The organism is Pseudomonas sp. GZD-222 (assembly GCF_049310525.1).
GTDB lineage: Bacteria > Pseudomonadota > Gammaproteobacteria > Pseudomonadales > Pseudomonadaceae > Aquipseudomonas.
Genome location: NZ_JBMOWO010000002.1, coordinates 1 through 23727 on the forward strand (window position 1 = coordinate 1; position 23727 = coordinate 23727).

The following is a 23727-nucleotide window of genomic DNA, read 5'->3' on the forward strand; positions in this document are numbered from 1 at the left end:
GGGGGAAAATCCCCCCAAAAAGTACCTCCCCCTCTTTTTGGGGGGTGCTCCCTCCCCCCGCGATAGGTTTCAGCCTTCCCCGGCCAACCGCCGGTCATACTGAAAGCGCCAGCGCACATACAGCAAGGCACTGACAAACAGCGCCAGGCTGATCGCCACTTCCAGGTAGCCGAACAGCGCGCGCGCCGGGTCGAATGCGGCCAGTACCCCCTTGATGAAGTACAGATTGACCACGAAGCAGGTCCAGGCATGGGCGCGTGCGTTGCCCAGGAGCATGCCCGGCAGCAACAGCGCCAGCGGCACCAGCTCGACCGCGAGGATGACGCCGGTACGTGCGCCATGCAGGTCGGCGAACAGTAGATTGTTGATGGTCAGCAGGGCAATCAGGCCGAAAAAGCTCGCCAGGCTCAACGCCCGGGCCAGGCGCAGGCGTGGGGTCAGCCAGTCGATCGAGGGCAGCACCTTGGGCTTTTTAGCCACGGCCGTTCTCCAGCAGTTTGGCGGTACTTGCCAGGCGTTGCCCCAGCGCGCGGCACAGGGCAATTTCGTCGGCGTCCAGGTCGCGTTTGCCGTCGGCTCCGGCGTGGTGGCTGGCGCCATAGGGCGTGCCGCCACCACGGGTTTCCAGCAACGCCGACTCGCTATAGGGCAGTCCCATGATCAGCATGCCGTGGTGCATCAGGGGCAACAGCATCGACAGCAGGGTCGACTCCTGGCCGCCATGCAGGCTGGCAGTGGAGGTGAAGGCTGCTGCAGGCTTGCCCACCAGGCCACCGCTGAGCCACAGGCTGCTGGTGCCGTCGATGAAGTACTTCAGCGGCGCGGCCATATTGCCAAAGCGCGTCGGGCTGCCCAGGGCCAGGCCGGAGCAGTGGCGCAGGTCATCCAGGGTAGCGTACAGCGCGCCGGTGTCGGGAATGTCCGGGGCTACCGCTTCACATTCGGTGGAAATCGCCGGCACCGTGCGGATCCGCGCTTCCAGGCCGGCCATTTCGACACCGCGGGCAATCTGCCGGGCCATCTCGCTGGTCGAGCCGTGGCGGCTGTAAAACAGAATCAGGATGTAAGGCGCGCTCACGGCAGAATCTCCAGCACCTTCTCTGGTGGGCGGCCGATCACGGCTTTGTCACCGGCAATCAGGATCGGTCGCTCGATCAGCTTGGGGTGCTTGACCATCGCGTCGATCAGTTGCGCCTCGCTCAAGGCCGGATCGGCCAGGTTGAGGTCCTTGTATTCGTCTTCACCGCTGCGCAGCAGTTGGCGCGCACCGATGCCCAGCTTGCCGAGCAGGGCCTCGAGTTCGCTGGCGCTCGGCGGGGTTTCCAGGTAACGCACCACGGTTGGCGCCAGGCCACGGGCTTCGAGCAGTTCGAGTGCGCCGCGGGATTTGGAGCAGCGCGGATTGTGATAGAGGGTCAGGTCAGTCATGTTCGGGTCGCATCCAGCAGGGTGTGGCGGCTATTCTAACCGCAGCGACTTCGCATTTTGCTTGAATCTTCGAGAAGGATTGACCCATGACAAGGCGTTTGGCAGCAGCACTGGCCATCACCGCGAGCCTGTTGCTCGGCGGTTGCGGTGCAGACTATGGCCTGGACCAGAACGGCCAGACCGTAAAAGCCGAGCAGATCGACGGGCACTGGCTGGTGCTCAACTACTGGGCTGAATGGTGTGGCCCGTGCAGGACTGAAATACCGGAGCTCAATGCCGCCGCCAAGCAATGGCAGGCACAAGGCGTCAAGGTTCTGGGCGTGAACTTCGACGGCTTGCAGGGTGAGGAGCTGAAAAAGGCCACTGAAGCCCTGGGGATCGGTTTCACCGTGCTCGCCCAGGATCCGGCCGAGCGTTATGAACTGCCGCGCAGTGAAGCCTTGCCGGTGACGTACATCATTGATGACAAGGGCAAGGTACGCGAGCAGTTGATGGGTGAGCAGACGCTTGAGGGCTTGAACGCGAAGATCAAGGCGCTTAAAGGGGCTTGATTGGCGCTGGATTTATCGCGGGGGAGGAAGGCCTCCCCCTGGGGCGGTGGTTCGTGATTATCGTCTCTGCCTTCTTCAGGCCAGAAACGCAGCGGCTTGCCCTCGGCAGGCCAGAAACGCACCTGTTCGATCGGCGAGATGTCCCAGCGCTGGACAGTCTCAAGGGCCTGGAGGAAGCGCTTTTCCTGTTCCATCAAGGCCGGGGCACACAACTTGCGGGTGCTGCCGACTTTGCCGAAGGTGAGTTTGTCACCGTCGAGCTGGTAAGGCGCGAACCAGTGGTTGCAACCCGCATTGCCATACGCCCGGCCGTCTTCTGCCAGGGTCAGGGTCAGGTGGCTGTAGTCCATCAATGGACGCTCACCGATCCATTCCAGCAGGTAGCTGCGTTCTTGTTCCAGCTTCATCGGCTCGGCCGCACAACCCAGCAGGGCGGTGCCGGTCAGGGCTGAGAGGAGCAGGTTTTTCACTGGGCCGTCTCCTTGCATTTCGGGCACAGGTGTTTATCGCCACGGCTGGTCCAGCCAAGCTCTGCGATGCGTGCAGTAGCGGCTGGTTGCAGGGCTTTCTTGCCCAGCTTGCCATCCACCGCAAACTCGAAGCTCAGGTTGGCCTGGCAGCTGTCGCAGTTGACTTCCCAGGTGTGGATCGCCAGTTCGCCGAATACCGGGCCGCTGGCCACCGCGACCCATTGGCCGGTCGGGTTGATCAGGTGGCGTACGGTTTCCACGGTCAGGCGCATGGACAAGTCCTTGCTGCCTTTCAGGGTTACCAGCAGGACATCGTTCTTCTGAATCGAACCGCCATTGCCGGTCACTTGATAGCGGCCTGGCACCAGGGCGCGGCATTCGATCAGGGTGTGTTGCGGGTTAAACAGGTTGTAGCGGAAATCGTGTTCGACCATGGGTCCTCCAAATCTGCCGCGTATCCTAGCATCAACCCTCAACCAAGTTTTGCGGATTGCCTGCCGCCCAGCGGGTAATGTTGTCCAGTGTCGTTGCAGCAATGGCTGCCAGCGCCTCGCGGGTGAGGAAGGCCTGGTGGGCGGTAACGATCACATTGGGGAAGGTCAGCAGGCGCGCCAGCACGTCGTCCTGCAGCGGCAGGTCGGAGCGGTCTTCGAAGAACAGCTGGGCTTCTTCCTCATAGACATCCAGGCCGAGGTAGCCCAGTTGGCCGTCCTTCAAGGCCTCGATCAGCGCCGGTGTATCGATCAGTGCACCACGGCCGGTATTGATCAGCATGGCGCCGGGCTGCAGTTGCGAAAGGCTCTGCGGGTTGATCAGGTGGCGGGTGTGTTCGGTCAGGGGGCAGTGCAGACTGATGATCTGTGCCTGGCGCAGCAGCTCCGGCAATTCCATATAACGCGCGCCCAGGGCCAGCAACTCCGGGTTGGGGTAAGGATCGTACGCCAGCAGCTGGCAGCCGAAACCGGCCATGATGCGGGCGAAGGCAGCACCGATCTGGCCAGTGCCGACCACCCCGACGGTTTTGCCATGCAGGTCGAAGCCGGTCAGCCCGTGCAGGCTGAAGTTGCCTTCGCGGGTGCGGTTGTAGGCGCGGTGCAGGCGACGGTTGAGGGCCAGGATCAAGGCGACGGCATGTTCCGCCACGGCATGCGGCGAATAGGCCGGTACACGAACCACCGCCAGGCCCAGGCTTTTCGCTGCGGCAAGGTCGACATGGTTGTAGCCGGCCGAGCGCAGGGCGATCAGGCGCGTACCGCCGGCGGCAAGGCGTTTGAGCACGGTGGCATTGAGGTCATCGTTGATGAATGCGCAGACCACTTCATGACCGCTGGCCAGCGCTGCGGTGTCTTCGTTCAGGCGCGCTGGCTGAAAGTGCAGTTCCAGGCTATGGCTCGCCGGCTCGTTGTTGAAACTGTCCTGATCGTAGGTCTGGCTGCTGAAAAACAATACGCGCATGAGGTCTTCCTGAGTCGATTGCCGGAAAGTCTAACCGTGGGGGCTGTTGATCACCTTGCTTCAGGTCAGGCGCTCAGACGCGCCTGGGCGGTGAGGCGGATGATGGCCCGGTCCAGTTCGTCGAGGGCACGCGGTGCTTCCGGGTCATTCTGTTTGAGCAGGGTTTCGCTACGTTGGCAGGCTGCGCGCAGTTGCGGCACCCCACAGTAACGCGAGGCGCCATTGAGACGATGTACGCGCTCGATCATGCCGTTGCGGTCAGAGGCTTCGCGGGCGGCGCGGATCGCCTCGCGGTCGGCCTCCAGCGATGCCAGCAACATGGCCAGCATGTCGGCGGCCAGGTCCGGTTTACCGGCTGCCAGGCGTAGGCCTTCTTCCGGGTCGAGGACCTTGAGTTCACTGCTGTTGGCAATGCGCTCGGGCATACGCTCGTTGTGCGCCGGCGTCAGGTTCAGGCCGGTCCATTTCAGTACCACTTGGGCCAGCTGGCGCTCGCTGATCGGTTTGGTCAGGTAGTCGTCCATGCCGCTGTGCAGCAGGGCGCGTTTTTCGTTGGCCATGGCGTGGGCGGTGAGGGCAACGATCGGCAGTGGTGCGCCGCTCTGGCTGCTTTCCCACTGGCGAATCTGCTCGGTGCACTCGCGACCGTCCATGCCTGGCATTTGCACGTCCATCAGCACCAGGTCGAAGCGTTCATCCTGTACCGCCTGGACGGCGGCATAGCCGCTGTCGACCGCCAGCACTTCAGCACCGAGGTCTTCGAGCAGGGTTTGCACCAGCAACAGGTTGGCCGGGTTGTCGTCGACGCAGAGCACTTTCGGCAGCGGCTGGTCGCTGCTGACCTTGGCTTCGCTGACCGTGCGCCGTGGCTGGACCAGTTCCAGCAAAGCCCGGCGCAATTTGCGCGTGCACGCTGGTTTGGCTTGTAGCTGGCCATGGGCGTTGGGCAGGTAAGGGTGGTAGAGCGCCTGTTCTGTAGTAGGGCAGAGCACCAGCGCCTGGCAGTCCAGGCGCTCCAGTTGCTGAATGTACTGGCCGAGGCGTTCCGGCGAGACGCTGTCGAGGTTGACCCCCAGAACGGCCAGGGTGAACGGTTCGCCCGCCATGCGCGCTGCTGCCACGGCATGCAGCAGTGGGTCGATCGAATTGAACGCGGTTACCCGCAGGCCGCAATCTTCCAGTTGGTGTGCCAGCGCCTGGCGTGCCAGTTCATGGGCATCGACGATGGCCACCCGGCGCTCCACCAGCGATTGCAGCGGCAGGTCCTCGGCGTCGTCGCTGGCCTTGGGCAGGCGCAGGCTGACCCAGAATTGCGAGCCTTCGCCCGGGGTGCTGTCGACGCCTATTTCGCCACCCATCTGCTCGATCAGGCGTTTGGAAATCACCAGCCCCAGTCCGGTGCCGCCCGGCTGGCGCGACAGTGAGTTGTCGGCCTGGCTGAAGGCCTGAAACAGCGCCCGTACATCCTGGTTGGACAGGCCAATACCGGTGTCCTGGACGCAGATGCGCAGTTGTACGCTGTCCTCGTGTTCCTCTTCGAGCATGGCCCGGGTGACGATGGTGCCTTCGCGGGTGAACTTGATGGCATTGCTCACCAGGTTGGTGAGGATTTGCTTCAGGCGCAACGGGTCGCCCACCAGCGACAGCGGCGTGTCGCGATAGACCAGGCTGACCAGCTCCAGCTGCTTGGCATGCGCGGCGGGGGCGAGGATGGTCAGGGTGTCCTGGATCAGGTCGCGCAGGTTGAACGGAATGCTGTCGAGTACCAGCTTGCCGGCCTCGATCTTGGAGAAATCGAGGATCTCGTTGATGATGCCGAGCAGGCTGCTGGCGGACTTCTCGATAGTGCCCAGGTAGTCGAGCTGGCGCGGGCTCAACTCGCTTTTTTGCAGCAGGTGGGTGAAGCCCAGGATGCCATTGAGCGGTGTACGGATCTCGTGGCTCATGTTGGCGAGGAACTCGGACTTGATCCGGCTCGCTTCCAGCGCTTCTTTGCGCGCCATATCCAGCTCGATGTTCTGGATTTCGATGGTTTCCAGGTTCTGGCGTACATCTTCCGTGGCCTGGTCGATGCTGTGCTGCAATTCCTCGTGGGCGCTTTGCAGGGTTTCAGCCATGCGGTTGATGCCTGCGGCCAGCTCATCCATCTCATAGCTGCCCATTACCGGCAGGCGCTCTTCCAGGTTGCCGTCCTTGAGTTGGGTCACGGCGTGTTTGATCTGGCCGATGGGGCCATTGATCGTGCGGCTCATGCGCAACGCCAGCAATACCGTGGCGACCATGCCGAAGAAAATCAGCAGGAGACTGGTGAACAGGCTGCGGTAACCGCGCAACAGGGTGCCGTCGTGGGACAGCTCAATTTCTACCCAGCCGAGCAGGCGATCCGCTTCGTTCGGCACACGTTCGCCGGCCAGGTCGCGGTGGTGGCCGAACACCGGCAGCAGGTAACGGGTGGCATCACTGCCGGTGCGCTGCAGCAACTCGGTGCCGCCTCCGGCAGGTGCCTGGTTGAGCATGCTCGGGCCGGCGTGGGCGAGGTTGTTGCGCTCCGGGCCAAGGAAGGCGACGGCGCGCACATCCGCCTGTTCCAGGGCCTGGGCGGCGATGCGCTCGAGCTGTGCCGGGTCATCACGGACCAGGGCCGGAGCCACCAGGGGTGCCAGTTGTTCGGCAATCATCTTGCCACGCTGCAGCAGTTGGGTTTGCAGTTCGTTCTGCTGCAGCCAGGTGAAATAGCTGCCCAACAGCAGCGCCATCAGGCCAGCAGGTAGCGATGCCAGCAGCATTACGCGGCTGCGGATTCCCAAACGATTCAGCACGCAACTCTCCTGTGCCTGGCAAGTGCTGTAAGCCGCCGTCGGAGCTTGCTGGCGGACCAAGTCGGAAAAGTACCGCGCCTTCTCGCGCAATGCACTCATTTGTATCTACTTTTGATGTAGGTGAATTCTCGGTCGCCGTGCCGACGAGCAGTTGCGGGTTGCCTGCACCAGGCAATTACTCAATAATCGCGTAACTGAGAATTGCTAGCACCCGCCAATGAATCCCGTAGCTATTAGCGAATCCAACATACTTGCCATCGAGGACGATCCGGTTCTGGGTGCTTACCTGCATGAAGAATTGCAGCGGGGAGGCTTTAAAGTCACCTGGTGCAAGAATGGTCGCGAAGGCTTGGATATTGCGCGCGAGTCGCGTTTTGACGTGGTGCTGGTCGATATCCTGCTACCCGGGTTGAACGGTCTGGATGTGCTGGCCAAGCTGCGTGAAAGCAGTTCTACACCGGTGATCATGATGTCTGCCCTGGGCGCCGAGGCGGATCGCATCACCGGTTTCCAGCGCGGCGCTGATGACTATCTACCCAAGCCCTTCAGCATGGCCGAGCTGAAGGTGCGCATCGAGGCAATCCTGAGGCGTGTGGCGCTGGAGCGCCGGCGCCAGGAGCCTGCCACGCCACAAGAGGGTGCCCTGCAGTTTGACGAGCAGACCTGTGATGTCTGTTGCGGCGGGCGCTGGGCCGGGCTGACCCTGAGCGAATACCGCCTGCTCGACATTTTGCACCGCAGCCATGAAGAAGTGCTGAGCAAGCCCTTCCTGTACCAGCAGGTGCTGCAGCGCGGCTACGCGCGTCATGACCGCAGCCTGGACATGCACGTCAGCCAGATCCGGCGCAAGCTCAAGACCATCGGCTATCAGGAGCGGGAGCTGCGTACGGTCTGGGGCAAGGGGTATGTACTCAGCGCCACTGAGGTCAACTGAATTGCCAAATCGTCATTCGCTGTTCTGGAAGCTGGCGATCCTGCTGGTCTGTTTCTGCCTGTTAATGATTGGCCTGAGCTGGAGCTGGGGCCGGCACATGGAAACCCAGAACGCCTACCTCTCTGACCAGGCCCGGGTCACTTTGACCGACTATGCCGCTGCGGCCGAGCGCGCCTGGGAGCAAGACGGGCAGGCGGGGGTCGATGCCTGGATGGCCGAAACGGCCGCCGAGGAAGGTATCTGGCTGAATGTGCTGGGGCCGGATCTGCAGTCGCTGAGCAGCACCGCCCTGACCCCTGAACAAAGTCGCAAGATCACCTTTTTGCGCGGCATCGACTGGCCGGTCAGCCGCCGGGTGATCGGCTTGCCGTGGATGCGTGTGCCCTTCGTCGAGCATCCGGAGCAAGGTTTACTGGTGATCGAATTGCCAGAGCGCCTGATGCCCGGCCGCTACCGTCTGTTCTGGCAGTTTATGACCAACGGCGTGATTCCGGGGTTGTTCACCTTGCTGTTTTGCATCGGCCTGTACCGCATGCTGATCATGCCGCTGATCCAGTTGCGCGAGCAGGCCAACGCCTGGCGCGCGGATCAGTTGTCGGCGCGGGTCGCCAGCAGCACCACCAGCCGCCAGGATGAGCTGGGCGAACTGGGCCGCGCATTCGATGACATGGCCGAACGACTGCAAGGCACGGTAGCTCTGCAACAGCAACTTTTACGCGACCTGTCCCATGAGCTGCGCACGCCTCTGAGCCGACTGCGTGTCGCCTGCGAAGGCGAAGCGGACGCCGGGCAGTTGCGTGAACGCCTGGGCCGTGAGATCGACTGCATGCAGCGTCTGGTCGAGGATGCCCTGCAGTTGGCCTGGCTCGATACCGAGCGCACACCGATGAGCAAGGAGCCGATTCAGGTCCAGGCGCTGTGGGAAATGCTCGCCGAGGATGCCTGCTTTGAAAGCACCTGGCCGTCCTCGCAACTGCATTGCAGCCTGGACGCCTCATGCTGGGTACAGGGCAATCTCAACAGCCTGGCCCAGGCCCTGGAAAACATCCTGCGCAATGCCATCCGTCACTCGCCGGCTACTGGCGTGATTCGTTTGGGTGGACGTCGTCAGGACGATCATTGGTTGCTGTGGCTGGAGGATCAGGGCGGCGGGGTTGCAGAAGCCGAGCTTGAACGCATCTTCGCGCCGTTTACCCGGCTGGACGGCTCGCGCCCGGGAGATGGTGGTTTCGGCCTGGGCCTGAGCATCGCCCGCAATGCCATCGCCCGCCAGGGTGGGCGTCTGTGGGCGCAGAATACCGGGCAAGGGCTGCGGCTGAATATTCTGTTACCCGCTGTTCAGCAGGTGGGAGCGGGCTTGCCCCGCGATTGCGGGTTGTCAGGCTCATCGTCTCGCGGGGCAAAGCCCGCCCCCACCGGGTTATAACTGGCCGGTATAACACCCGCACATTGCGTGATATGGGCAAGCCGCGTTTGCCGGTATGATAGGCGCCCCCGCAGTCTGGATTGCGAACTACGCCATGACCTTGCAGTACCTAACCATCGCCGATTGCGTCGGCAACACGCCTCTGGTCCGCCTGCAGCGCATTGCCGGTGAAACCAGCAACACCCTCCTGCTCAAGCTTGAAGGCAATAACCCGGCAGGGTCGGTCAAGGACCGGCCGGCGTTGTCGATGATTACCCGTGCTGAACTGCGTGGGCAGATCAAGCCGGGCGATACCCTGATCGAAGCGACCTCGGGCAACACCGGGATTGCTTTGGCCATGGCGGCGGCGATCAAGGGTTACAAGATGATCCTGATCATGCCTGACAACTCCAGTGCCGAACGCAAAGCGGCAATGACCGCCTATGGCGCCGAGCTGATCCTGGTCAGCAAGGAAGAAGGCATGGAAGGCGCTCGCGACCTGGCCGACCGACTGCAAGCCGACGGCCGTGGCCTGGTCCTTGACCAGTTCGGCAATGGTGACAATCCAGAAGCCCACTATGTCAGCACCGGTCCCGAGATCTGGCGCCAGACCCAGGGCACCATTACCCATTTCGTCAGTTCCATGGGCACCACCGGTACCATCATGGGCTGCTCGCGTTACCTCAAGGAGCAGAACCCGGCGGTGCAGATCGTTGGTCTGCAACCGATGGAAGGTTCGGCAATTCCGGGTATTCGGCGCTGGCCCGAAGAGTATCTGCCGAAGATCTACCAGGCTGATCGCGTCGATCGCGTGATCGACATGGCCCAGAGCGAAGCCGAAGAGACCACGCGCCGACTGGCTCGCGAAGAGGGCATTTTCTGCGGCGTGTCTTCTGGTGGTGCAGTGGCGGCGATGTTGCGTCTGTCCCGCGAACTGGAAAATGCCGTGATCGTGGCAATTATTTGTGACCGTGGCGACCGTTACCTGTCGACCGGCATTTTCGACGCGGCGAACTGATGTCCAAAAGTAAACGCAACAGCGGCCTGCGCTTCCAGCCGGCCGGCGGCAGCCGTGCGCCACAGATTCCCACGGGTAAAAAGCAGCGCTTGCGTATCGAGCGTCTGGCGGGGGATGGCCGCGGCATTGCCTTTCTCGAAGGTCGTACCTGGTTTGTCAGCGGTGCTTTGGCAGACGAGGACGTCGAAGCGCGGGTGCTCAACACCCACGGCAAGGTAGTCGAAGCACGTCTGGAACGGGTGTTCAGCGCCAGTCCAGAGCGCCGCGAGGCACCCTGCAAGCACTTCGACCGCTGCGGTGGTTGCAACCTGCAGCACCTGTCCCATGCTGACCAACTGAACCTCAAGCAGCGTTTGCTCGCCGAGCAGTTGCAGCGCGTCGCGGGTGTGACGCCCGAGCGTTGGGCAGCCCCTTTGAGCGGCCCCGAATTCGGTTACCGGCGCCGTGCACGGGTGGCGGTGCGTTGGGATGCCAAGGCGAAAAAGCTGGAAGTCGGTTTCCGTGCTGAAGCCAGCCAGGACATCGTCGCCATCGACGAGTGCCCGGTACTGGTACAACCCTTGCAGTCCATCATGCGTCACCTGCCAATGCTTTTGCAGAGTCTGAGCAAACCGCAGGTGGTAGGCCATGTCGAGCTGTTCAGCGGCACCGCATTGGCCTTGCTGCTGCGGCATACCGCGCCGTTGGCCGAGGGCGACCTGGCTCGCTTGCAGGCATTCTGCAATGAGGCGGGTGTGCAGCTATGGTTGCAAGGCGAGGGTGAACCTTCTGCAGTCGATGCGGGTCAGACGCTCGGTTTTACCCTGGCACCGTGGAACCTGGAGCTGGCGTACCGGCCCGGTGATTTCGTCCAGGTCAACGCCGAGGTCAACACGGCGATGATCGAGCAGGCGCTGGCCTGGCTGGCGCCGCAAGCCGACGAGCGCGTACTTGATCTGTTCTGCGGCCTGGGCAATTTCGCCCTGCCGTTGGCCCGCCAGGCGCGTGAAGTGGTGGCGGTGGAAGGTGTACAGGCAATGGTCGAGCGGGCAGCGGCCAATGCCCAAAGCAACAATTTGCATAACACGCAGTTTTTTCAGGCCGATTTATCGCAGCCTTTGACCGCCTCCGGCTGGGCCGCTGGAGGCTTTTCTGCGGTACTCTTGGACCCACCGCGTGACGGTGCTTACGAGGTTGTGCGAAAAATCGCCGACCTTGGAGCGAAACGTCTGGTGTATGTATCGTGCAACCCGGCAACCCTGGCCCGCGACACGCTCGAGCTGGTCAGGCAGGGTTACCGGTTAAAATGTGCCGGGATTCTCGACATGTTTCCTCAGACGGCGCATGTCGAAGCCATGGCGTTATTCGAAGCGGGCTAGCGGGACTGGCGCGTTGGGCGCTGCACCTTGGGTCCGGCAGGGGCAGCACCAGAGATATCAAGCGCATCGCGAATGCGCTGTAGGGAAAGGTAAACAAAGATGGTACAGGTGAGAGTGCACCAGCCGGTCAACACCGACGGCAGTATCAATCTCGAAGCATGGCTGGATCATGTGGTGAGCGTCGACCTGGCGCTGGACCGTGAAGCCCTCAAGGAGGCTTGCGAGTTCGCTCAGGAAATCGAGAAAAAAGGTAACCCGGCCAAGCATTCCTGGGCCGACGGCACCTCGAGTTTCCAGGCCGGCCTGGAAATCGCCGAAATCCTTGCCGACCTCAAGCTCGACCAGGATTCCCTGGTTGCGGCGGTGATCTACCGTGCCGTGCGCGAAGGCAAGGTGACCCTGGCTGAAGTCGGCCAACGCTTCGGTCCGGTGGTGTCCAAGCTGATCGACGGCGTGCTGCGCATGGCCGCCATCAGCGCCAGCCTCAGCCCCCGGCAATCACTGGTGCTGGGGTCCCAGGCGCAGGTCGAAAACCTGCGCAAAATGCTCGTGGCCATGGTTGATGACGTCCGTGTGGCGCTGATCAAACTGGCCGAGCGCACCTGTGCGATCCGCGCGGTCAAAGGCGCCGACGACGAGAAACGCAACCGCGTTGCCCGCGAAGTCTTTGATATCTACGCGCCGCTGGCGCACCGCCTGGGTATCGGTCATATCAAATGGGAGCTGGAAGACTTGTCTTTCCGCTACCTGGAGCCGGATCAGTACAAGCAGATCGCCAAGCTGTTGCATGAGCGGCGCCTGGACCGTGAGCGCTTCATCAGCGATGTGATGAATCAGCTGCAAAACGAATTGCTGGCCACCGGGGTTAAAGCCGACATCAGTGGCCGGGCCAAACACATCTATTCGATCTGGCGCAAAATGCAGCGCAAGGGTCTGGAATTCAGCCAGATCTACGACGTGCGCGCGGTTCGCGTTCTGGTCCCGGAAATGCGCGACTGCTACACCGCGCTGGGGATCGTCCACACCCTGTGGCGGCACATTCCGAAAGAGTTCGACGACTACATCGCCAACCCCAAGGAGAACGGCTACCGCTCGTTGCACACGGCGGTGATCGGCCCTGAGGGCAAGGTTCTTGAGGTGCAGATCCGTACCCATGCCATGCATGAAGAGGCCGAGCTTGGCGTCTGCGCGCATTGGCGCTACAAGGGCACCGACGTCAAATCCAGCTCCAACCACTACGAGGAGAAAATCTCCTGGTTGCGCCAGGTCCTGGAATGGCACGAAGAGCTGGGCGATATCGGTGGCCTGGCCGAACAGCTGCGCGTCGATATCGAGCCGGACCGGGTGTATGTCTTCACCCCTGACGGCCATGCCATCGACCTGCCCAAGGGCGCCACGCCGCTGGACTTCGCCTACCGGGTGCATACCGAGATCGGCCACAACTGCCGCGGTGCGAAGATCAATGGGCGGATTGTGCCGCTCAACTACAGCCTGCAGACCGGTGAGCAGGTCGAGATCATCACCAGTAAGCACGGCAATCCCAGCCGCGACTGGTTGAACTCGAACCTGGGCTATGTCACCACGTCGCGGGCGCGGGCCAAGATTGTTCACTGGTTCAAACTTCAGGCACGCGATCAGAACGTCGCGGCCGGCAAGACTCTGCTTGAGCGCGAGCTCAATCGTCTGGGATTGCCACAGGTGGACTTCGAGCGCTTGGCGGAAAAGGCCAACCTCAGGGCTGCCGAGGACATGTTCGCGTCCCTGGGGGCAGGCGATCTGCGCCTGGCCCATCTGGTCAATGCGGCCCAGCAACTGGTCGAGCCGGAGCGCAGCGAACACATCGAGCTGGTACCGCGCAAGGCAACCGGTTACAAGCCGGGCAAGCGTGGCGATATCCAGATCCAGGGCGTCGGCAACCTGCTCACGCAAATGGCCGGCTGCTGCCAGCCGTTGCCGGGCGATGCGATTGTCGGCTACATCACTGTCGGTCGTGGCGTGACCATCCACCGTCAGGACTGCGCCTCGGTGCTGCAGCTGGCCGGGCGCGAGCCGGAGCGGATCATCCAGGTCAGCTGGGGGCCGGTACCGGTACAGACCTATCCGGTGGATATCATCATTCGTGCCTATGACCGTCCGGGTTTGCTGCGCGACGTTTCCCAGGTGTTGCTCAACGAGCGGATCAACGTTCTGGCGGTCAATACCCGCTCGAACAAGGAAGACAACACTGCGTTGATGTCGCTGACCATCGAGATTCCTGGCCTGGATGCTCTCGGGCGTCTGCTTGGGCGGATTTCGCAGTTGCCGAACATTATCGAGACGCGGCGTAATCGTACGCCTTGAGACAGCCATCGCGGGGGGGGGGGGGGGGGGGGGGGGGGGGGGGAAGCACAAGCGCGTGCAGCAGGGGCGTAGTCCTGCTCCAGGGGGGGAGTCACGTCTTGGGGGGGGGGGGTTCCCCCCGCGATAAGGCCATAGCAGAGACCCGAGATGTATACCCTAGACGACCTGCTCCACCTCATGGCCCGCTTGCGTGACCCGCAGTACGGCTGCCCGTGGGACCTCAAGCAAACCTACGCGACCATCATTCCCTACACCCTCGAAGAAGCCTACGAGGTGGCCGACGCCATCGAACGTAGCGACTTCGAACACTTGCAGGGTGAACTGGGCGATTTGTTGTTCCAGGTGGTGTATTACAGCCAGTTGGCCCGTGAAGAAGGCCGCTTCGAGTTTGCCGGGGTGATCGACAGCATTACCCGCAAGTTGATCCGTCGTCATCCTCACGTGTTCCCCACCGGGGAGCTGTACGCACCGCTGGACACACCCAAGCTCGACGAGGCCCAGGTCAAGCAGCGCTGGGACGAAATCAAAGCCCAGGAGCGCGCCGAGAAGGGTGTACCCGAGCAGCTGTCGTTGCTTGATGACGTGCCAGCCGCCTTGCCAGCCCTGTCCCGGGCCGCCAAGCTGCAGAAACGCACGGCCAAGGTCGGCTTCGACTGGCCGGATGCCTTGCCGGTGCTAGACAAGGTGCGCGAAGAACTCGACGAAGTACTCGAGGCCATGGCCGATAACGATCACGCAGCACTGACTGATGAGCTGGGTGATCTGTTGTTCGCCACGGTCAATCTGGCCCGGCACCTGAAGGTCGACCCGGAAAACGCCCTGCGCGGCGCTAACCAAAAATTTGAACGACGTTTCCGATTTATCGAGCAGGCATTGCGCGATACTGGGCGTCCGATTGAAAATTGCACCCTGGAAGACATGGATGCGCTGTGGGGCGAAGCCAAACGCCAGGAAAAGAACCTGCCCAGCTGCGGCTGAGCGGAAGCACATAAGTGAGTGAACAATGAGCCTTTCCCTTCGTGACCAATTGCTCAAAGCCGGTCTGGTCAACCAGAAGCAGGTCAAGCAGGTCAGTAAAGAGCAGAAGAAACAAAAGCGCCTGGAGCATAAAGGCCAGGTCGAAGTTGACGATACCCAGCAGCGGCTGGCCAAGGAAGCCATGGCGGAAAAAGCCAAGCGCGACCAGGAGCTCAACCGCCAGCAGCAGGAGAAGGCCGAGCAGAAGGCCCGTGCCGCCCAGGTCAAGCAATTGATCGAGGTCTCGCGCCTGCCCAAGCTGACCACTGAGGATTACTACAACTTCGTCGACGACAAGAAGGTCAAGCGTCTGTCGGTCAACGCGCTGATGCGCAGCAAGCTGAGCAGTGGCTCGCTGGCGATCGTTGCCCATGGTGGTGGCTATGAAGTGATCCCGCGTGAAGCGGCGCTGAAGATCCAGGAGCGCGACCCCAAGCGCATTGTCCTGCTCAACACCCAGGTGGAAGAACCGGATGCCGATGATCCGTACGCGGCGTACGTGATTCCTGACGACCTGATGTGGTAAAAACGACAAACCCCGCTTCGGCGGGGTTTGTGTTTTCTGGACGGGGCTATTCCTGCTGCTGTCTGGTTTCGAGGAATTCCAGTTCGATACGGTAGTTGTGGGCTTCGTGTTCATTGTGGAACATGCCCACCAGTTCGTCCTGTTGATGCACATCCCAGATGCGCAGACCTGCTGCCAGGCTTTCGTAAGACATTTTGTTCTCGTCGCGCTCAGTTACTTTGACAGTCATCTGCAAACTCCACTTTCAGTTAACTGCGGCACCGTGTCGCAGGTCTCTTTTATAGAATTTGTTAGCTGGCTAAGTAAATGCTTGGCCCATGAAACATCTTTCATGTCGGTAGCAGCGGGCTTCTGTGGGAGCGGGCTTGCCCCGCGATGCGATGTGACTGGTAGCCTGAGATAGTGGGACAACCCCGCTCCTACCGAGGGTGTAAAAAGAAACCCCGCACTTGGCGGGGTTTCGGGTGTTACCAGCAGTCAGACAACCATCAGTTGCCCTTGACCGCCTTGCCGTCGACCGTACCGTCCTGCAGCACGATCACATACTCCTTACCGTCAGTCTCGACCTGACGCAGTTGTACCAGCAGGTAATCCCAGTCCTTGGCGAACCACAGCTCGGTGATGCGCTTGCTCTGGCTCGGATCGCGGACGCGCTCGACCTTGATGGCATCGACCTGACCGGTCTTGGTGGTGACTTTTTCGGTGCCCAGGACGCGGAAGTCATAGGTATCGATTTCGTCGCCATCAACCACCTGGTAGCTCACGCTCTTCTTGCCGGCCGCGACATCGTGTTGCAAGGCCAGTTGATAGGTGGACTTGTCCAGAACGCCACGGTTGAGCGGCAGCTTGATGGCGTCACCGCGGTCGGTGCCGGTGATGAACTTGCTACCCCAGTCGAAAGTCAGATCGACTTTCTTGGCCTTGCCCAGGCCGCCACGTTCAAAGTGGTAGGTCTGTGGCAGCAGGATGTCCTTGTCGAGGCGCAGGGTGCTTTCCTCGGTCAGGCTGGCGATCATCATCGATGCCTTGAAGTTGAGGTCCCAGGTACCATCGGCGTTCTTTTTCAGGCTGCGCTCGGCGGTGCCGCTCATGGGCAGCTGTTTCCAGTCTGCCGTGTAGCTGGCCGAGAAAGGTTTCAGATCTGCAGCCTGAAGCGGTAGTGCGAGCACGGCAAGAGCGAGAAGCAGGGCGCGACGCATAGTATCTCCTAGGGTCGAATCAAGTGGCCGCTGGCCGCCAGAGGCTGGCCATCCAGTAGAGCACCGTGCTCGCCGAGGCGCAAACGGCCTTCAGCGAACCAGCGCACCGCCAGCGGGTAAATCTGATGTTCCTGGCTGTGAACCCTGTGTGCCAGGCGTTCCGGCGTGTCATCCAACTCTACCGGTATTACTGCCTGTACGACCAGCGGCCCGCCGTCAAGTTCCTCGGTGACGAAGTGCACGCTGCAGCCATGCTCTGTGTCACCGGCCTCAAGGGCGCGCTGATGGGTGTGCAAGCCTTTGTACTTGGGCAGCAACGACGGATGGATATTCAGCAGGCGGCCTTGATAGTGGCGCACGAATCCGCCACTGAGGATACGCATGAAACCAGCCAGCACCACCAGTTGCGGCTGGTAGCCATCGATCAGCTCGACCAGGGCCGCGTCGAATGCCTCGCGGCCCTCGAAGGCTTTGTGGTCGAGCACTGCGGTGTCGATGCCGGCATCGCGGGCGCGCTGCAGGCCATAGGCATCGGCGCGGTTGGAGATGACCGCGCGGATCCGCACCGGGCTATCGCCGGTGCGGACGCTGTCGATCAAGGCTTGCAGGTTGCTGCCGGTGCCGGACAACAGCACCACGACATCACAGAACGTGCTTGGCATCAGTGCGCCTTGACGTTCTTCAGCTCGACCTGGGCAGCACCTTCGGCAGCAACGCCGATCTGGCCAATGACCCATGGCTGTTCGCCCGAGTCGCGCAGGTTTTTCAGGGCAACTTCGACCTGGTCCTGGGCTACGCAGATGACCATGCCGACGCCGCAGTTCAGGACGCGGTGCATTTCGTGTTCGTCAACGTTGCCTTGCTGCTGCAGCCAGTCGAAGACGGCCGGGCGATTCCAGCTGGCGACGTCAACCACTGCCTGGGCGCCTTTTGGCAGCACGCGCGGGATGTTGTCGAGCAGGCCACCACCAGTGATGTGGGCCATGGCCTTGACCGCGCCGGTATCCTTGATCAGCTTGAGCAGCGGCTTGACGTAGATGCGGGTCGGGGCCATCAGCAGTTCGGTCAGCGGGGTGCCGTCGAGCTGGATGTTTTCAATGTCGGCACCGGCGACTTCGATGATCTTGCGGATCAGCGAGTAACCGTTGGAGTGCGGGCCGGAAGACGGCAGGGCGATCAGGGCGTCGCCGGTGGCAACCTTGGAGCCGTCGATGATTTCGGCTTTTTCCACCACGCCAACGCAGAAGCCGGCCAGGTCGTAGTCTTCGCCTTCGTACATGCCCGGCATTTCAGCGGTTTCACCGCCGACCAGGGAGCAACCAGCCAGTTCGCAGCCTGCACCGATACCGGTCACCACCGCAGCAGCGGTGTCGACGTTGAGCTTGCCGGTGGCGTAGTAGTCGAGGAAGAACAGCGGCTCGGCGCCGCAGACCACCAGGTCGTTGACGCACATGGCGACCAGGTCCTGGCCGATGCTGTCGTGCTTGTTCAGGTTCAGTGCCAGGCGCAGTTTGGTGCCGACACCGTCGGTACCGGAAACCAGAACCGGTTGCTTGTAGCCGGCCGGGATTTCACAGAGGGCGCCAAAACCGCCCAGGCCGCCCATGACTTCCGGGCGCGCCGTGCGCTTGGCAACGCCTTTGATGCGTTCGACCAATGCTTCACCGGCGTCGATGTCTACACCGGCGTCCTTGTAGCTCAGGGAGGGTTGCTTGCTCATGATCCAGGCCTTTAGGGGGGAGGGATTCAGGGGAATCGACCGATACCTGTCAGGCATTGCGGAGGGTAATCCGGCTGCCTGACCGTCAGCGGTCTGCGAAGGCGCGCGATTTTATCAGGGTTGCCCGGTAGCGGCCATCCTCAGGCCGACGGGCAGGGCCCTGATCGGCTAAAAAAATAGCCTTTGACAGGGTCTTACTGGTTGCCAGGGCGCAGGCTGTATAAGGTATAGCAAAGGCGATGAGATGAAATTGACCGCGTTGGGCGAATGTTTTGCACATTGCTGCGGTCATACCGCCATCTGTTTATATGCATCGCTTCTTTATTATCAGGACAGGAATCCTCCATGCATTTGCGTAATTACCTGGCCGTTGGCTGTCTTGCGTTGTTTGCACTGTCGGCTCAGGCCGAAACCGTCTCCGGGCTTTATCAGGTGCGCGAACCGGTTGAAGGGCAGGGCGCCGAAGCTCGCACTCAGGCTACTGGCAAAGCCCTTGATACCCTCGTGTTGCGCCTGACCGGCGACCCCAAGGCGGCGCAGAGCCCGGCCCTGGCAGCGCTGCGCAAGGATCCACAACAGATCATCAGCCAGTTCGGTTTCGAGGCGGGGCCGCCGGAAACCGTGTTGGTGGACTTCGACCCGGGCAGTACCGAGCGCACCCTGCGCAAGGCTGGCCTGGCACTGTGGGGCAACAACCGGCCTTCGATCCTCGGCTGGTGGTTGAACGACAGCACCGAAGGCTCAAGCCTGGTCGGCGATGGCCAGAACAGTGCAGTGCCGCTGCGTCGCGCCGCCCAGCACCGTGGGCTGCCATTGCGTCTGCCGCTGGCTGATCTCAATGAACAATTGGTGGCAACCGCAAAAAATCTTGAAGGTGCAGATCCTGCGCCCCTGCGCGAGGCGTCCGAGCGTTATGGCGCCGACGCGCTATTGGCGGTGCATGCCAGCGAAGCCGATGGCAAGTGGCAGGGCACCTGGCGCCTGTGGTTGGGTGAGCAACGCGAGCAAGGCAAAGTGGAAGCGGCCGATCAGGCTGCGCTGGCCGATGCCGTGATGCTGGCGGTGAGCAGCCGTCTGGCGCCGCGGTTCGTGGCCCGCCCGGGTGCCAGCAGTGACATGCAGGTACAGGTGCAAGGTATGAACCTGGCGCGCTATGCCGAACTGGGCCGGGTGCTGGAACCCTATGGCGCACGTCTGAACAAGGTCGACGGCGATACCCTGACCTATCAGGTGACTGGCAATAGCGATCAATTACGCGCCCAGTTGGGCCTGGCCAAATTGCAGGAACTGCCAGCCGAGGCGCCGGTACAGCCGCCGGCTGTTGATCCGGCCAATCCGCCAGCGAATCAGGCGGCTGCCCCGAAACCTTTTACTGGCCTGCGATTTCGTTGGTAACCCCTGACCTGGCCTGGAGCCGTTCATGACTGATATGCGTCGCTGGGTATGGCTCGGCGTAACGTTGCTGTGTGCTGCGTTGTTGTACTGGCTGCACCCAATTCTTTCGCCGTTTTTGGTGGGTATCATGCTGGCCTACCTGGCCGACCCGCTGGTTGATCGCCTGGAGCGCGCCGGGTTGTCGCGCACCTGGGGCGTGGTGGTGGTCTTCACCTTGTTTACCCTGGTGCTGACCCTGCTGTTGCTGGTGCTGGTGCCGATGCTGGCCAGGCAACTGGTGCGGCTCTATGAGCTGGCGCCGCAGATGCTCGACTGGTTGCAGCACGACGCCTTGCCCTGGGTGCAGGTGCGGCTGGGGCTGGCCGATGGTTTCTGGAAGTTCGACAAGATCAAGGCTGCCATCAGTGGCCATATGGGCCAGACCACCGACATTGTCGGGATCATTCTGTCTCAGGCCACCGCCTCGGGCCTGGCCTTGCTGGGCTGGTTGGCCAACCTGGTGCTGATCCCGGTGGTGAGCTTCTATCTGCTGCGCGACTGGGACCTGATGATGGCCAAGATCCGCAGGCTGTTGCCACGTCAGCGTGAAGAGCGGGTGGTGGCGCTGGCCGGAGAGTGCCACGAAGTGCTCGGCGCCTTCGTTCGCGGACAGTTGCTGGTGATGCTCGCGCTTGGCGTGATCTATGCCTCGGGCCTGATGCTGGTGGGGCTTGAGCTCGGCCTGCTGATCGGCCTGTTGGCAGGGCTGGCGGCCATCGTCCCGTACATGGGCTTCATTATAGGTATCGGCGCAGCGATGATTGCCGGGTTGTTCCAGTTCGGTGGTGATCCTTATCCGCTACTGGCTATTGCTGCGGTGTTCATGATCGGCCAGGCGCTCGAGGGCATGGTCCTGACTCCGCTGCTGGTGGGGGATCGTATCGGTCTGCACCCGGTGGCGGTGATTTTTGCCATTCTCGCCGGGGGAGAACTGTTCGGATTCACCGGTGTTCTGCTGGCGCTGCCGGTGGCGGCGGTGATCATGGTGCTGCTGCGGCATGTCCACGATCTCTATAAAGAGTCGGATATGTACGCGGGTGAAATCGACCCGGATCTCTAGCTTGATGGCCATAGGCTTGCATCGATTGCCAGGCATAGATGCAAGCCTTTGATTTTACTTGTGGTCCGCGCCGATTGTGCGAGGGGCGCCACGGGTATAAACTTTGCAGACTTTTCAAAAAAGGCCCCTTGCGGTTCTTCGGAAGCGCCCAGCCAGCATGAAACCGATCCAGTTGCCCTTGGGTGTGCGTCTGCGAGACGACGCCACCTTCATCAACTACTACCCGGGTGCCAACGCCGCAGCATTGGGCTACGTCGAGCGACTCTGCGAAGCCGACGCCGGCTGGACCGAAAGCCTGATCTACCTCTGGGGCAAGCAGGGCGTCGGGCGTACTCATCTGCTGCAAGCCGCCTGCCTGCGTTTCGAGCAATTGGGCGAACCCGCCGTCTACCTGCCACTGGCGCAACTGCTCGACCGCGGTGTCGAGCTGCTGGATAACCTCGAACAGTACGAACTGGTGTGTCTGGACGACCTGCATGTGATTGCCGGCAAGCCAGAGTGGGAAGAGGCCATGTTCCACCTGTTCAACCGCCTGCGTGACAGCGGCCGACGCTTGCTGCTGGCGGCGTCCAGTTCACCGCGGGAGTTGCCGATCAAGCTGGCCGACCTGAAGTCGCGCCTGACCCTGGCGCTGATCTTCCAGATGCGCGCACTGTCTGACGAAGACAAACTGCGCGCCTTGCAACTGCGCGCTTCGCGTCGCGGTCTGCAGCTTTCCGACGAGGTCGGGCACTTCATCCTTACCCGTGGCACCCGCAGCATGAGCGCGTTGTTCGATCTGCTCGAACGTCTCGACCAGGCCTCGTTGCAGGCCCAACGCAAGCTCACCATCCCGTTTTTGAAAGAAACATTGGGCTGGTAAAGCAGGGGCCAGAGCCTCGGCACATAAAAGTCACATTTTTTTCGATTGAATTTGCAAATCGAACCGATAGAAGGCATAGTTTCCCCCTCTATAAATTCCAGACACGGTCGTGCCCATGCTAAAGCGCTTCGCACCCCTCGTGCCCCTCGCACTTGTGACCCTGCTTTTTGGCTGCGCGGCTCATAGCCCTGTTTCGCAGCAGCAGGTTCAACAGCCGGCTTCCGCTCAGATTCTGCCCAAGTCCTCCACCGCATCGGTGTTCGAGGAAGAACTGGCCACCGAAGAAGAGCTGCAGGACTTTGCCAGCAGCAAGCCTTACCAGCTGCCAGCCCTGGCCGACAACATTCTCGAACGCGGCATGTCCCTGATCGGTACCCGTTACCGTTTTGGCGGCACCTCCGAGAACACCGGCTTTGATTGCAGCGGCTTCATCGGCTACCTGTTCCGCGAAGAGGCTGGCCTCAACCTGCCGCGCTCGACCCGCGAAATGATCAACGTGAAGGCCCCGCTGGTTGCACGTAACAACCTCAAGCCGGGTGACCTGTTGTTCTTCAGCACCAACGGTCGCGGTCGTGTCAGTCACGCCGGGATTTACCTCGGTGACGACCAGTTCATTCATTCCAGCAGCCGCCGTAGCGGTGGTGTGCGCATCGACAAGCTCGGTGATCGCTACTGGAGTAAGACCTTTATCGAAGCTAAACGTGCATTGGCCATGGCCCCGACTGCGACCACCATCTCGCGCAACTGATCATGCCCCTTGCGGTACCACGGCGACGTAGCTGAAAAGCTCGTCGCCGTGCGTGTTTACAGAAAGCGTCTAATCTAAATTCTCACCTATTTCCGGCCACCGCGCCGGACGGCTTCAGACAGGATGTTCTGACCATGGCGATAAAGGCGCGCTTCGCTCTGTTTTCCCTGCTGGCACTGCTCGGTGCCTGCTCCAGCCATGCCCCGACCCCGCCCAAGGTGGTCGAGCCAGCCGTCATGGCGCCTCAAGTGTATTTCTCTCCGGTTGCCGAAGATGTGCTGTTCCGTGCCTTGGGGCTGGTCGGTACTCCGTATCGCTGGGGTGGTAACACACCGGATTCGGGCTTCGATTGCAGTGGCTTGATCGGTTATGTCTATCGTGACGCTGCCGGCATTGCCTTGCCACGTACTACCCGGGAAATGATCGGCGTGCGTGCGCCCACTATCGATCGTGGCGCCCTGCAATCCGGCGACCTGGTGTTCTTCGCCACCAATGGCGGTTCGCAGGTCAGCCATGCCGGTATCTACGTCGGCGAGGGCCGTTTCGTGCATGCCCCGTCCGCCGGTGGAACGGTGCGTCTGGACTACTTGTCCAACAGCTACTGGAACAAAACCTACCTCAACGCCAAACGGGTCCTGGCCCCGACTCACCTGGCGCGTAACCCCTGACCTTGCGAGGTAGGCGATGACTGCACAAACGCTCTACCTCGACGATGCCCTCTACCATTACCTGCAAGCGGTTTCTCTGCGTGAGACGCCGTTGCTGGCCCGTTTGCGCGCCGAAACCCAGGCATTACCCGAGGCGCGCTGGCAAGTGGCGCCGGAGCAGGGACAATTGCTGGCCTTGCTGGTGCGCTTGATCGGCGCGCAGCGGGCGATTGAGGTCGGTACGTTCACTGGATACAGCGCCCTGTGCATGGCCCAGGCGATGGAGCAGGGGCAGTTGCTCTGCTGCGACCTGGAAGGCAGCTACAACGCCATTGCCTGGCGCTACTGGCAGGAGGCCGGGGTGGCAGAACGTATCGAACTGCGTCTGGCGCCTGCCTTGCAGACCCTGGCGACACTACCCTCAGAGCGCTACGACCTGATCTTCATCGATGCCGACAAGGCTAACTATCCGCACTATCTGGAAGCGTCCCTGCGTTTGCTGCGTGTGGGCGGGCTGGTGTTGTTCGACAACACGCTGTGGAGTGGGCGGGTGTTGCAGGTGCAGCCGGACAGTGAGGATACGCGAGCGATCCAGGCGTTGAATCTTGCGCTCAAGGACGACCCGCGGGTGGACCTGTCGATGTTGCCCATAGGGGATGGCTTGACGCTGTGTCGTAAGCGTTGAATCGCGGGGGAAACACGCTCCCACCAGGGAAACCAGTGGGAGGGGGATTGG

24 protein-coding genes and 1 pseudogene are annotated in these 23727 nt (G+C 61.6%); 14 read left to right on the forward strand and 11 right to left on the reverse strand.

The window, feature by feature from the left end; genetic code table 11:
• Positions 1-69: 69 nt before the first annotated feature.
• From ACO6VD_RS00095 to arsC, 3 genes are read right to left on the reverse strand one after another with little or no spacing between them, the layout of a single operon-like run.
• Complete coding sequence (locus ACO6VD_RS00095; protein ID WP_422416195.1) at positions 70-480, reverse strand: DUF2069 domain-containing protein; 411 nt, start codon at positions 478-480, stop codon at positions 70-72.
• Complete coding sequence (gene wrbA / locus ACO6VD_RS00100) at positions 473-1078, reverse strand: NAD(P)H:quinone oxidoreductase (protein WP_038993899.1); 606 nt, start codon at positions 1076-1078, stop codon at positions 473-475. Before wrbA ends, ACO6VD_RS00095 begins: the two co-directional genes overlap by 8 nt.
• Entirely contained in the window at positions 1075-1428 is a 354-nt protein-coding gene (arsC, locus tag ACO6VD_RS00105; protein WP_422416196.1) for an arsenate reductase (glutaredoxin), read from the reverse strand. The genes wrbA and arsC overlap by 4 nt, the downstream gene beginning before the upstream one ends.
• An 86-nt stretch (positions 1429-1514) precedes the next feature.
• Between arsC and ACO6VD_RS00110 the strand changes: the two genes are divergently transcribed.
• Positions 1515-1979: a peroxiredoxin family protein gene (locus tag ACO6VD_RS00110; RefSeq protein ID WP_422416198.1), complete on the forward strand. Its 465-nt coding sequence runs from the start codon at positions 1515-1517 to the stop codon at positions 1977-1979.
• A gap of 68 nt (positions 1980-2047) precedes the next feature.
• Here the strand turns inward: ACO6VD_RS00110 and ACO6VD_RS00115 are convergent.
• The 4 genes and pseudogenes from ACO6VD_RS00115 to ACO6VD_RS00130 all read right to left on the reverse strand — a co-directional run.
• A pseudogene (locus tag ACO6VD_RS00115) lies at positions 2048-2449 on the reverse strand (META domain-containing protein); the annotation flags it as partial.
• Positions 2446-2883 (reverse strand): hypothetical protein, encoded by a 438-nt coding sequence (locus ACO6VD_RS00120; protein ID WP_422416199.1) that lies wholly within the window; start codon positions 2881-2883, stop codon positions 2446-2448. The gene ACO6VD_RS00120 and the pseudogene ACO6VD_RS00115, both read right to left, overlap by 4 nt.
• A gap of 31 nt (positions 2884-2914) precedes the next feature.
• On the reverse strand, positions 2915-3904 hold the full coding sequence (locus ACO6VD_RS00125; protein WP_422416201.1) for a 2-hydroxyacid dehydrogenase: 990 nt from the start codon (positions 3902-3904) through the stop codon (positions 2915-2917).
• Positions 3905-3969: 65 nt separating this feature from the next.
• On the reverse strand, positions 3970-6723 hold the full coding sequence (locus tag ACO6VD_RS00130) for a response regulator (RefSeq protein ID WP_422416202.1): 2754 nt from the start codon (positions 6721-6723) through the stop codon (positions 3970-3972).
• 217 nt (positions 6724-6940) lie between these two features.
• Here ACO6VD_RS00130 and ACO6VD_RS00135 point away from each other — a divergent pair, with 217 nt between their 5' ends.
• From ACO6VD_RS00135 to ACO6VD_RS00165, 7 genes are all read left to right on the forward strand, one after another.
• Entirely contained in the window at positions 6941-7657 is a 717-nt protein-coding gene (locus ACO6VD_RS00135; RefSeq protein WP_422416203.1) for a response regulator transcription factor, read from the forward strand.
• The gene (locus ACO6VD_RS00140; RefSeq protein WP_422416211.1) at positions 7644-9083 is read left to right on the forward strand and encodes a sensor histidine kinase; all 1440 of its coding nucleotides are present in this window, start codon (positions 7644-7646) and stop codon (positions 9081-9083) included. The genes ACO6VD_RS00135 and ACO6VD_RS00140 overlap by 14 nt, the downstream gene beginning before the upstream one ends.
• A 94-nt stretch (positions 9084-9177) precedes the next feature.
• Complete coding sequence (gene cysM, locus ACO6VD_RS00145; protein WP_400172877.1) at positions 9178-10080, forward strand: cysteine synthase CysM; 903 nt, start codon at positions 9178-9180, stop codon at positions 10078-10080.
• A complete protein-coding gene (gene rlmD, locus ACO6VD_RS00150; RefSeq protein WP_422416204.1) occupies positions 10080-11438 on the forward strand; it encodes a 23S rRNA (uracil(1939)-C(5))-methyltransferase RlmD in 1359 nt (452 codons plus the stop codon). Before cysM ends, rlmD begins: the two co-directional genes overlap by 1 nt.
• Before the next feature lie 99 nt (positions 11439-11537).
• Positions 11538-13778: a GTP diphosphokinase gene (relA, locus tag ACO6VD_RS00155; RefSeq protein WP_400172873.1), complete on the forward strand. Its 2241-nt coding sequence runs from the start codon at positions 11538-11540 to the stop codon at positions 13776-13778.
• A gap of 147 nt (positions 13779-13925) precedes the next feature.
• Positions 13926-14756 carry a nucleoside triphosphate pyrophosphohydrolase gene (gene mazG, locus ACO6VD_RS00160; protein ID WP_422416205.1) on the forward strand — a complete coding sequence of 277 codons (831 nt, stop codon included), beginning with the start codon at positions 13926-13928 and terminating at the stop codon, positions 14754-14756.
• Between the two features lie 25 nt (positions 14757-14781).
• Positions 14782-15321 (forward strand): DUF2058 domain-containing protein, encoded by a 540-nt coding sequence (locus ACO6VD_RS00165; RefSeq protein WP_400173349.1) that lies wholly within the window; start codon positions 14782-14784, stop codon positions 15319-15321.
• 46 nt (positions 15322-15367) lie between these two features.
• Here the strand turns inward: ACO6VD_RS00165 and ACO6VD_RS00170 are convergent, their stop codons facing one another.
• The 4 genes from ACO6VD_RS00170 to purM form a co-directional block, all read right to left on the reverse strand.
• On the reverse strand, positions 15368-15550 hold the full coding sequence (locus ACO6VD_RS00170) for a hypothetical protein (protein WP_400173350.1): 183 nt from the start codon (positions 15548-15550) through the stop codon (positions 15368-15370).
• Positions 15551-15809: 259 nt separating this feature from the next.
• On the reverse strand, positions 15810-16520 hold the full coding sequence (locus tag ACO6VD_RS00175; protein ID WP_422416206.1) for a DUF3108 domain-containing protein: 711 nt from the start codon (positions 16518-16520) through the stop codon (positions 15810-15812).
• An 8-nt stretch (positions 16521-16528) separates the two neighbouring features.
• Positions 16529-17182: a phosphoribosylglycinamide formyltransferase gene (gene purN, locus ACO6VD_RS00180; RefSeq protein WP_422416207.1), complete on the reverse strand. Its 654-nt coding sequence runs from the start codon at positions 17180-17182 to the stop codon at positions 16529-16531.
• Positions 17182-18240, reverse strand: a complete 1059-nt coding sequence (purM, locus tag ACO6VD_RS00185) for a phosphoribosylformylglycinamidine cyclo-ligase (RefSeq protein WP_422416208.1) — start codon at positions 18238-18240, stop codon at positions 17182-17184. The genes purN and purM overlap by 1 nt, the downstream gene beginning before the upstream one ends.
• Before the next feature lie 345 nt (positions 18241-18585).
• Here purM and ACO6VD_RS00190 point away from each other — a divergent pair, with 345 nt between their 5' ends.
• The 6 genes from ACO6VD_RS00190 (at position 18586) to ACO6VD_RS00215 (ending at position 23676) form a co-directional block, all read left to right on the forward strand.
• Entirely contained in the window at positions 18586-19635 is a 1050-nt protein-coding gene (locus tag ACO6VD_RS00190) for a DUF2066 domain-containing protein (RefSeq protein WP_422416209.1), read from the forward strand.
• 25 nt (positions 19636-19660) lie between these two features.
• Complete coding sequence (locus ACO6VD_RS00195; protein WP_400173426.1) at positions 19661-20734, forward strand: AI-2E family transporter; 1074 nt, start codon at positions 19661-19663, stop codon at positions 20732-20734.
• Between the two features lie 157 nt (positions 20735-20891).
• Positions 20892-21596: a DnaA regulatory inactivator Hda gene (gene hda, locus ACO6VD_RS00200; RefSeq protein WP_038608127.1), complete on the forward strand. Its 705-nt coding sequence runs from the start codon at positions 20892-20894 to the stop codon at positions 21594-21596.
• 115 nt (positions 21597-21711) lie between these two features.
• Positions 21712-22344, forward strand: coding sequence for a C40 family peptidase (locus ACO6VD_RS00205; protein WP_400173424.1), 633 nt, complete (start codon positions 21712-21714; stop codon positions 22342-22344).
• Between the two features lie 134 nt (positions 22345-22478).
• Positions 22479-23012, forward strand: coding sequence for a C40 family peptidase (locus tag ACO6VD_RS00210; protein WP_191832857.1), 534 nt, complete (start codon positions 22479-22481; stop codon positions 23010-23012).
• Between the two features lie 16 nt (positions 23013-23028).
• On the forward strand, positions 23029-23676 hold the full coding sequence (locus ACO6VD_RS00215; protein WP_422416210.1) for an O-methyltransferase: 648 nt from the start codon (positions 23029-23031) through the stop codon (positions 23674-23676).
• Positions 23677-23727 lie beyond the last annotated feature (51 nt).

What these genes read in the sequence shown, in the direction of transcription:
- arsC (WP_422416196.1), bottom strand. Translation starts at nt 1,428, where the DNA reads ATGACTGACCTGACCCTCTATCACAATCCGCGCTGCTCCAAATCCCGC.
- ACO6VD_RS00110 (WP_422416198.1), top strand. Translation starts at nt 1,515, where the DNA reads ATGACAAGGCGTTTGGCAGCAGCACTGGCCATCACCGCGAGCCTGTTG.
- ACO6VD_RS00120 (WP_422416199.1), bottom strand. Translation starts at nt 2,883, where the DNA reads ATGGTCGAACACGATTTCCGCTACAACCTGTTTAACCCGCAACACACC.
- ACO6VD_RS00125 (WP_422416201.1), bottom strand. Translation starts at nt 3,904, where the DNA reads ATGCGCGTATTGTTTTTCAGCAGCCAGACCTACGATCAGGACAGTTTC.
- ACO6VD_RS00135 (WP_422416203.1), top strand. Translation starts at nt 6,941, where the DNA reads ATGAATCCCGTAGCTATTAGCGAATCCAACATACTTGCCATCGAGGAC.
- cysM (WP_400172877.1), top strand. Translation starts at nt 9,178, where the DNA reads ATGACCTTGCAGTACCTAACCATCGCCGATTGCGTCGGCAACACGCCT.
- rlmD (WP_422416204.1), top strand. Translation starts at nt 10,080, where the DNA reads ATGTCCAAAAGTAAACGCAACAGCGGCCTGCGCTTCCAGCCGGCCGGC.
- relA (WP_400172873.1), top strand. Translation starts at nt 11,538, where the DNA reads ATGGTACAGGTGAGAGTGCACCAGCCGGTCAACACCGACGGCAGTATC.
- mazG (WP_422416205.1), top strand. Translation starts at nt 13,926, where the DNA reads ATGTATACCCTAGACGACCTGCTCCACCTCATGGCCCGCTTGCGTGAC.
- ACO6VD_RS00165 (WP_400173349.1), top strand. Translation starts at nt 14,782, where the DNA reads ATGAGCCTTTCCCTTCGTGACCAATTGCTCAAAGCCGGTCTGGTCAAC.
- ACO6VD_RS00170 (WP_400173350.1), bottom strand. Translation starts at nt 15,550, where the DNA reads ATGACTGTCAAAGTAACTGAGCGCGACGAGAACAAAATGTCTTACGAA.
- ACO6VD_RS00175 (WP_422416206.1), bottom strand. Translation starts at nt 16,520, where the DNA reads ATGCGTCGCGCCCTGCTTCTCGCTCTTGCCGTGCTCGCACTACCGCTT.
- purN (WP_422416207.1), bottom strand. Translation starts at nt 17,182, where the DNA reads ATGCCAAGCACGTTCTGTGATGTCGTGGTGCTGTTGTCCGGCACCGGC.
- purM (WP_422416208.1), bottom strand. Translation starts at nt 18,240, where the DNA reads ATGAGCAAGCAACCCTCCCTGAGCTACAAGGACGCCGGTGTAGACATC.
- ACO6VD_RS00190 (WP_422416209.1), top strand. Translation starts at nt 18,586, where the DNA reads ATGCATTTGCGTAATTACCTGGCCGTTGGCTGTCTTGCGTTGTTTGCA.
- ACO6VD_RS00195 (WP_400173426.1), top strand. Translation starts at nt 19,661, where the DNA reads ATGACTGATATGCGTCGCTGGGTATGGCTCGGCGTAACGTTGCTGTGT.
- hda (WP_038608127.1), top strand. Translation starts at nt 20,892, where the DNA reads ATGAAACCGATCCAGTTGCCCTTGGGTGTGCGTCTGCGAGACGACGCC.
- ACO6VD_RS00205 (WP_400173424.1), top strand. Translation starts at nt 21,712, where the DNA reads ATGCTAAAGCGCTTCGCACCCCTCGTGCCCCTCGCACTTGTGACCCTG.
- ACO6VD_RS00210 (WP_191832857.1), top strand. Translation starts at nt 22,479, where the DNA reads ATGGCGATAAAGGCGCGCTTCGCTCTGTTTTCCCTGCTGGCACTGCTC.
- ACO6VD_RS00215 (WP_422416210.1), top strand. Translation starts at nt 23,029, where the DNA reads ATGACTGCACAAACGCTCTACCTCGACGATGCCCTCTACCATTACCTG.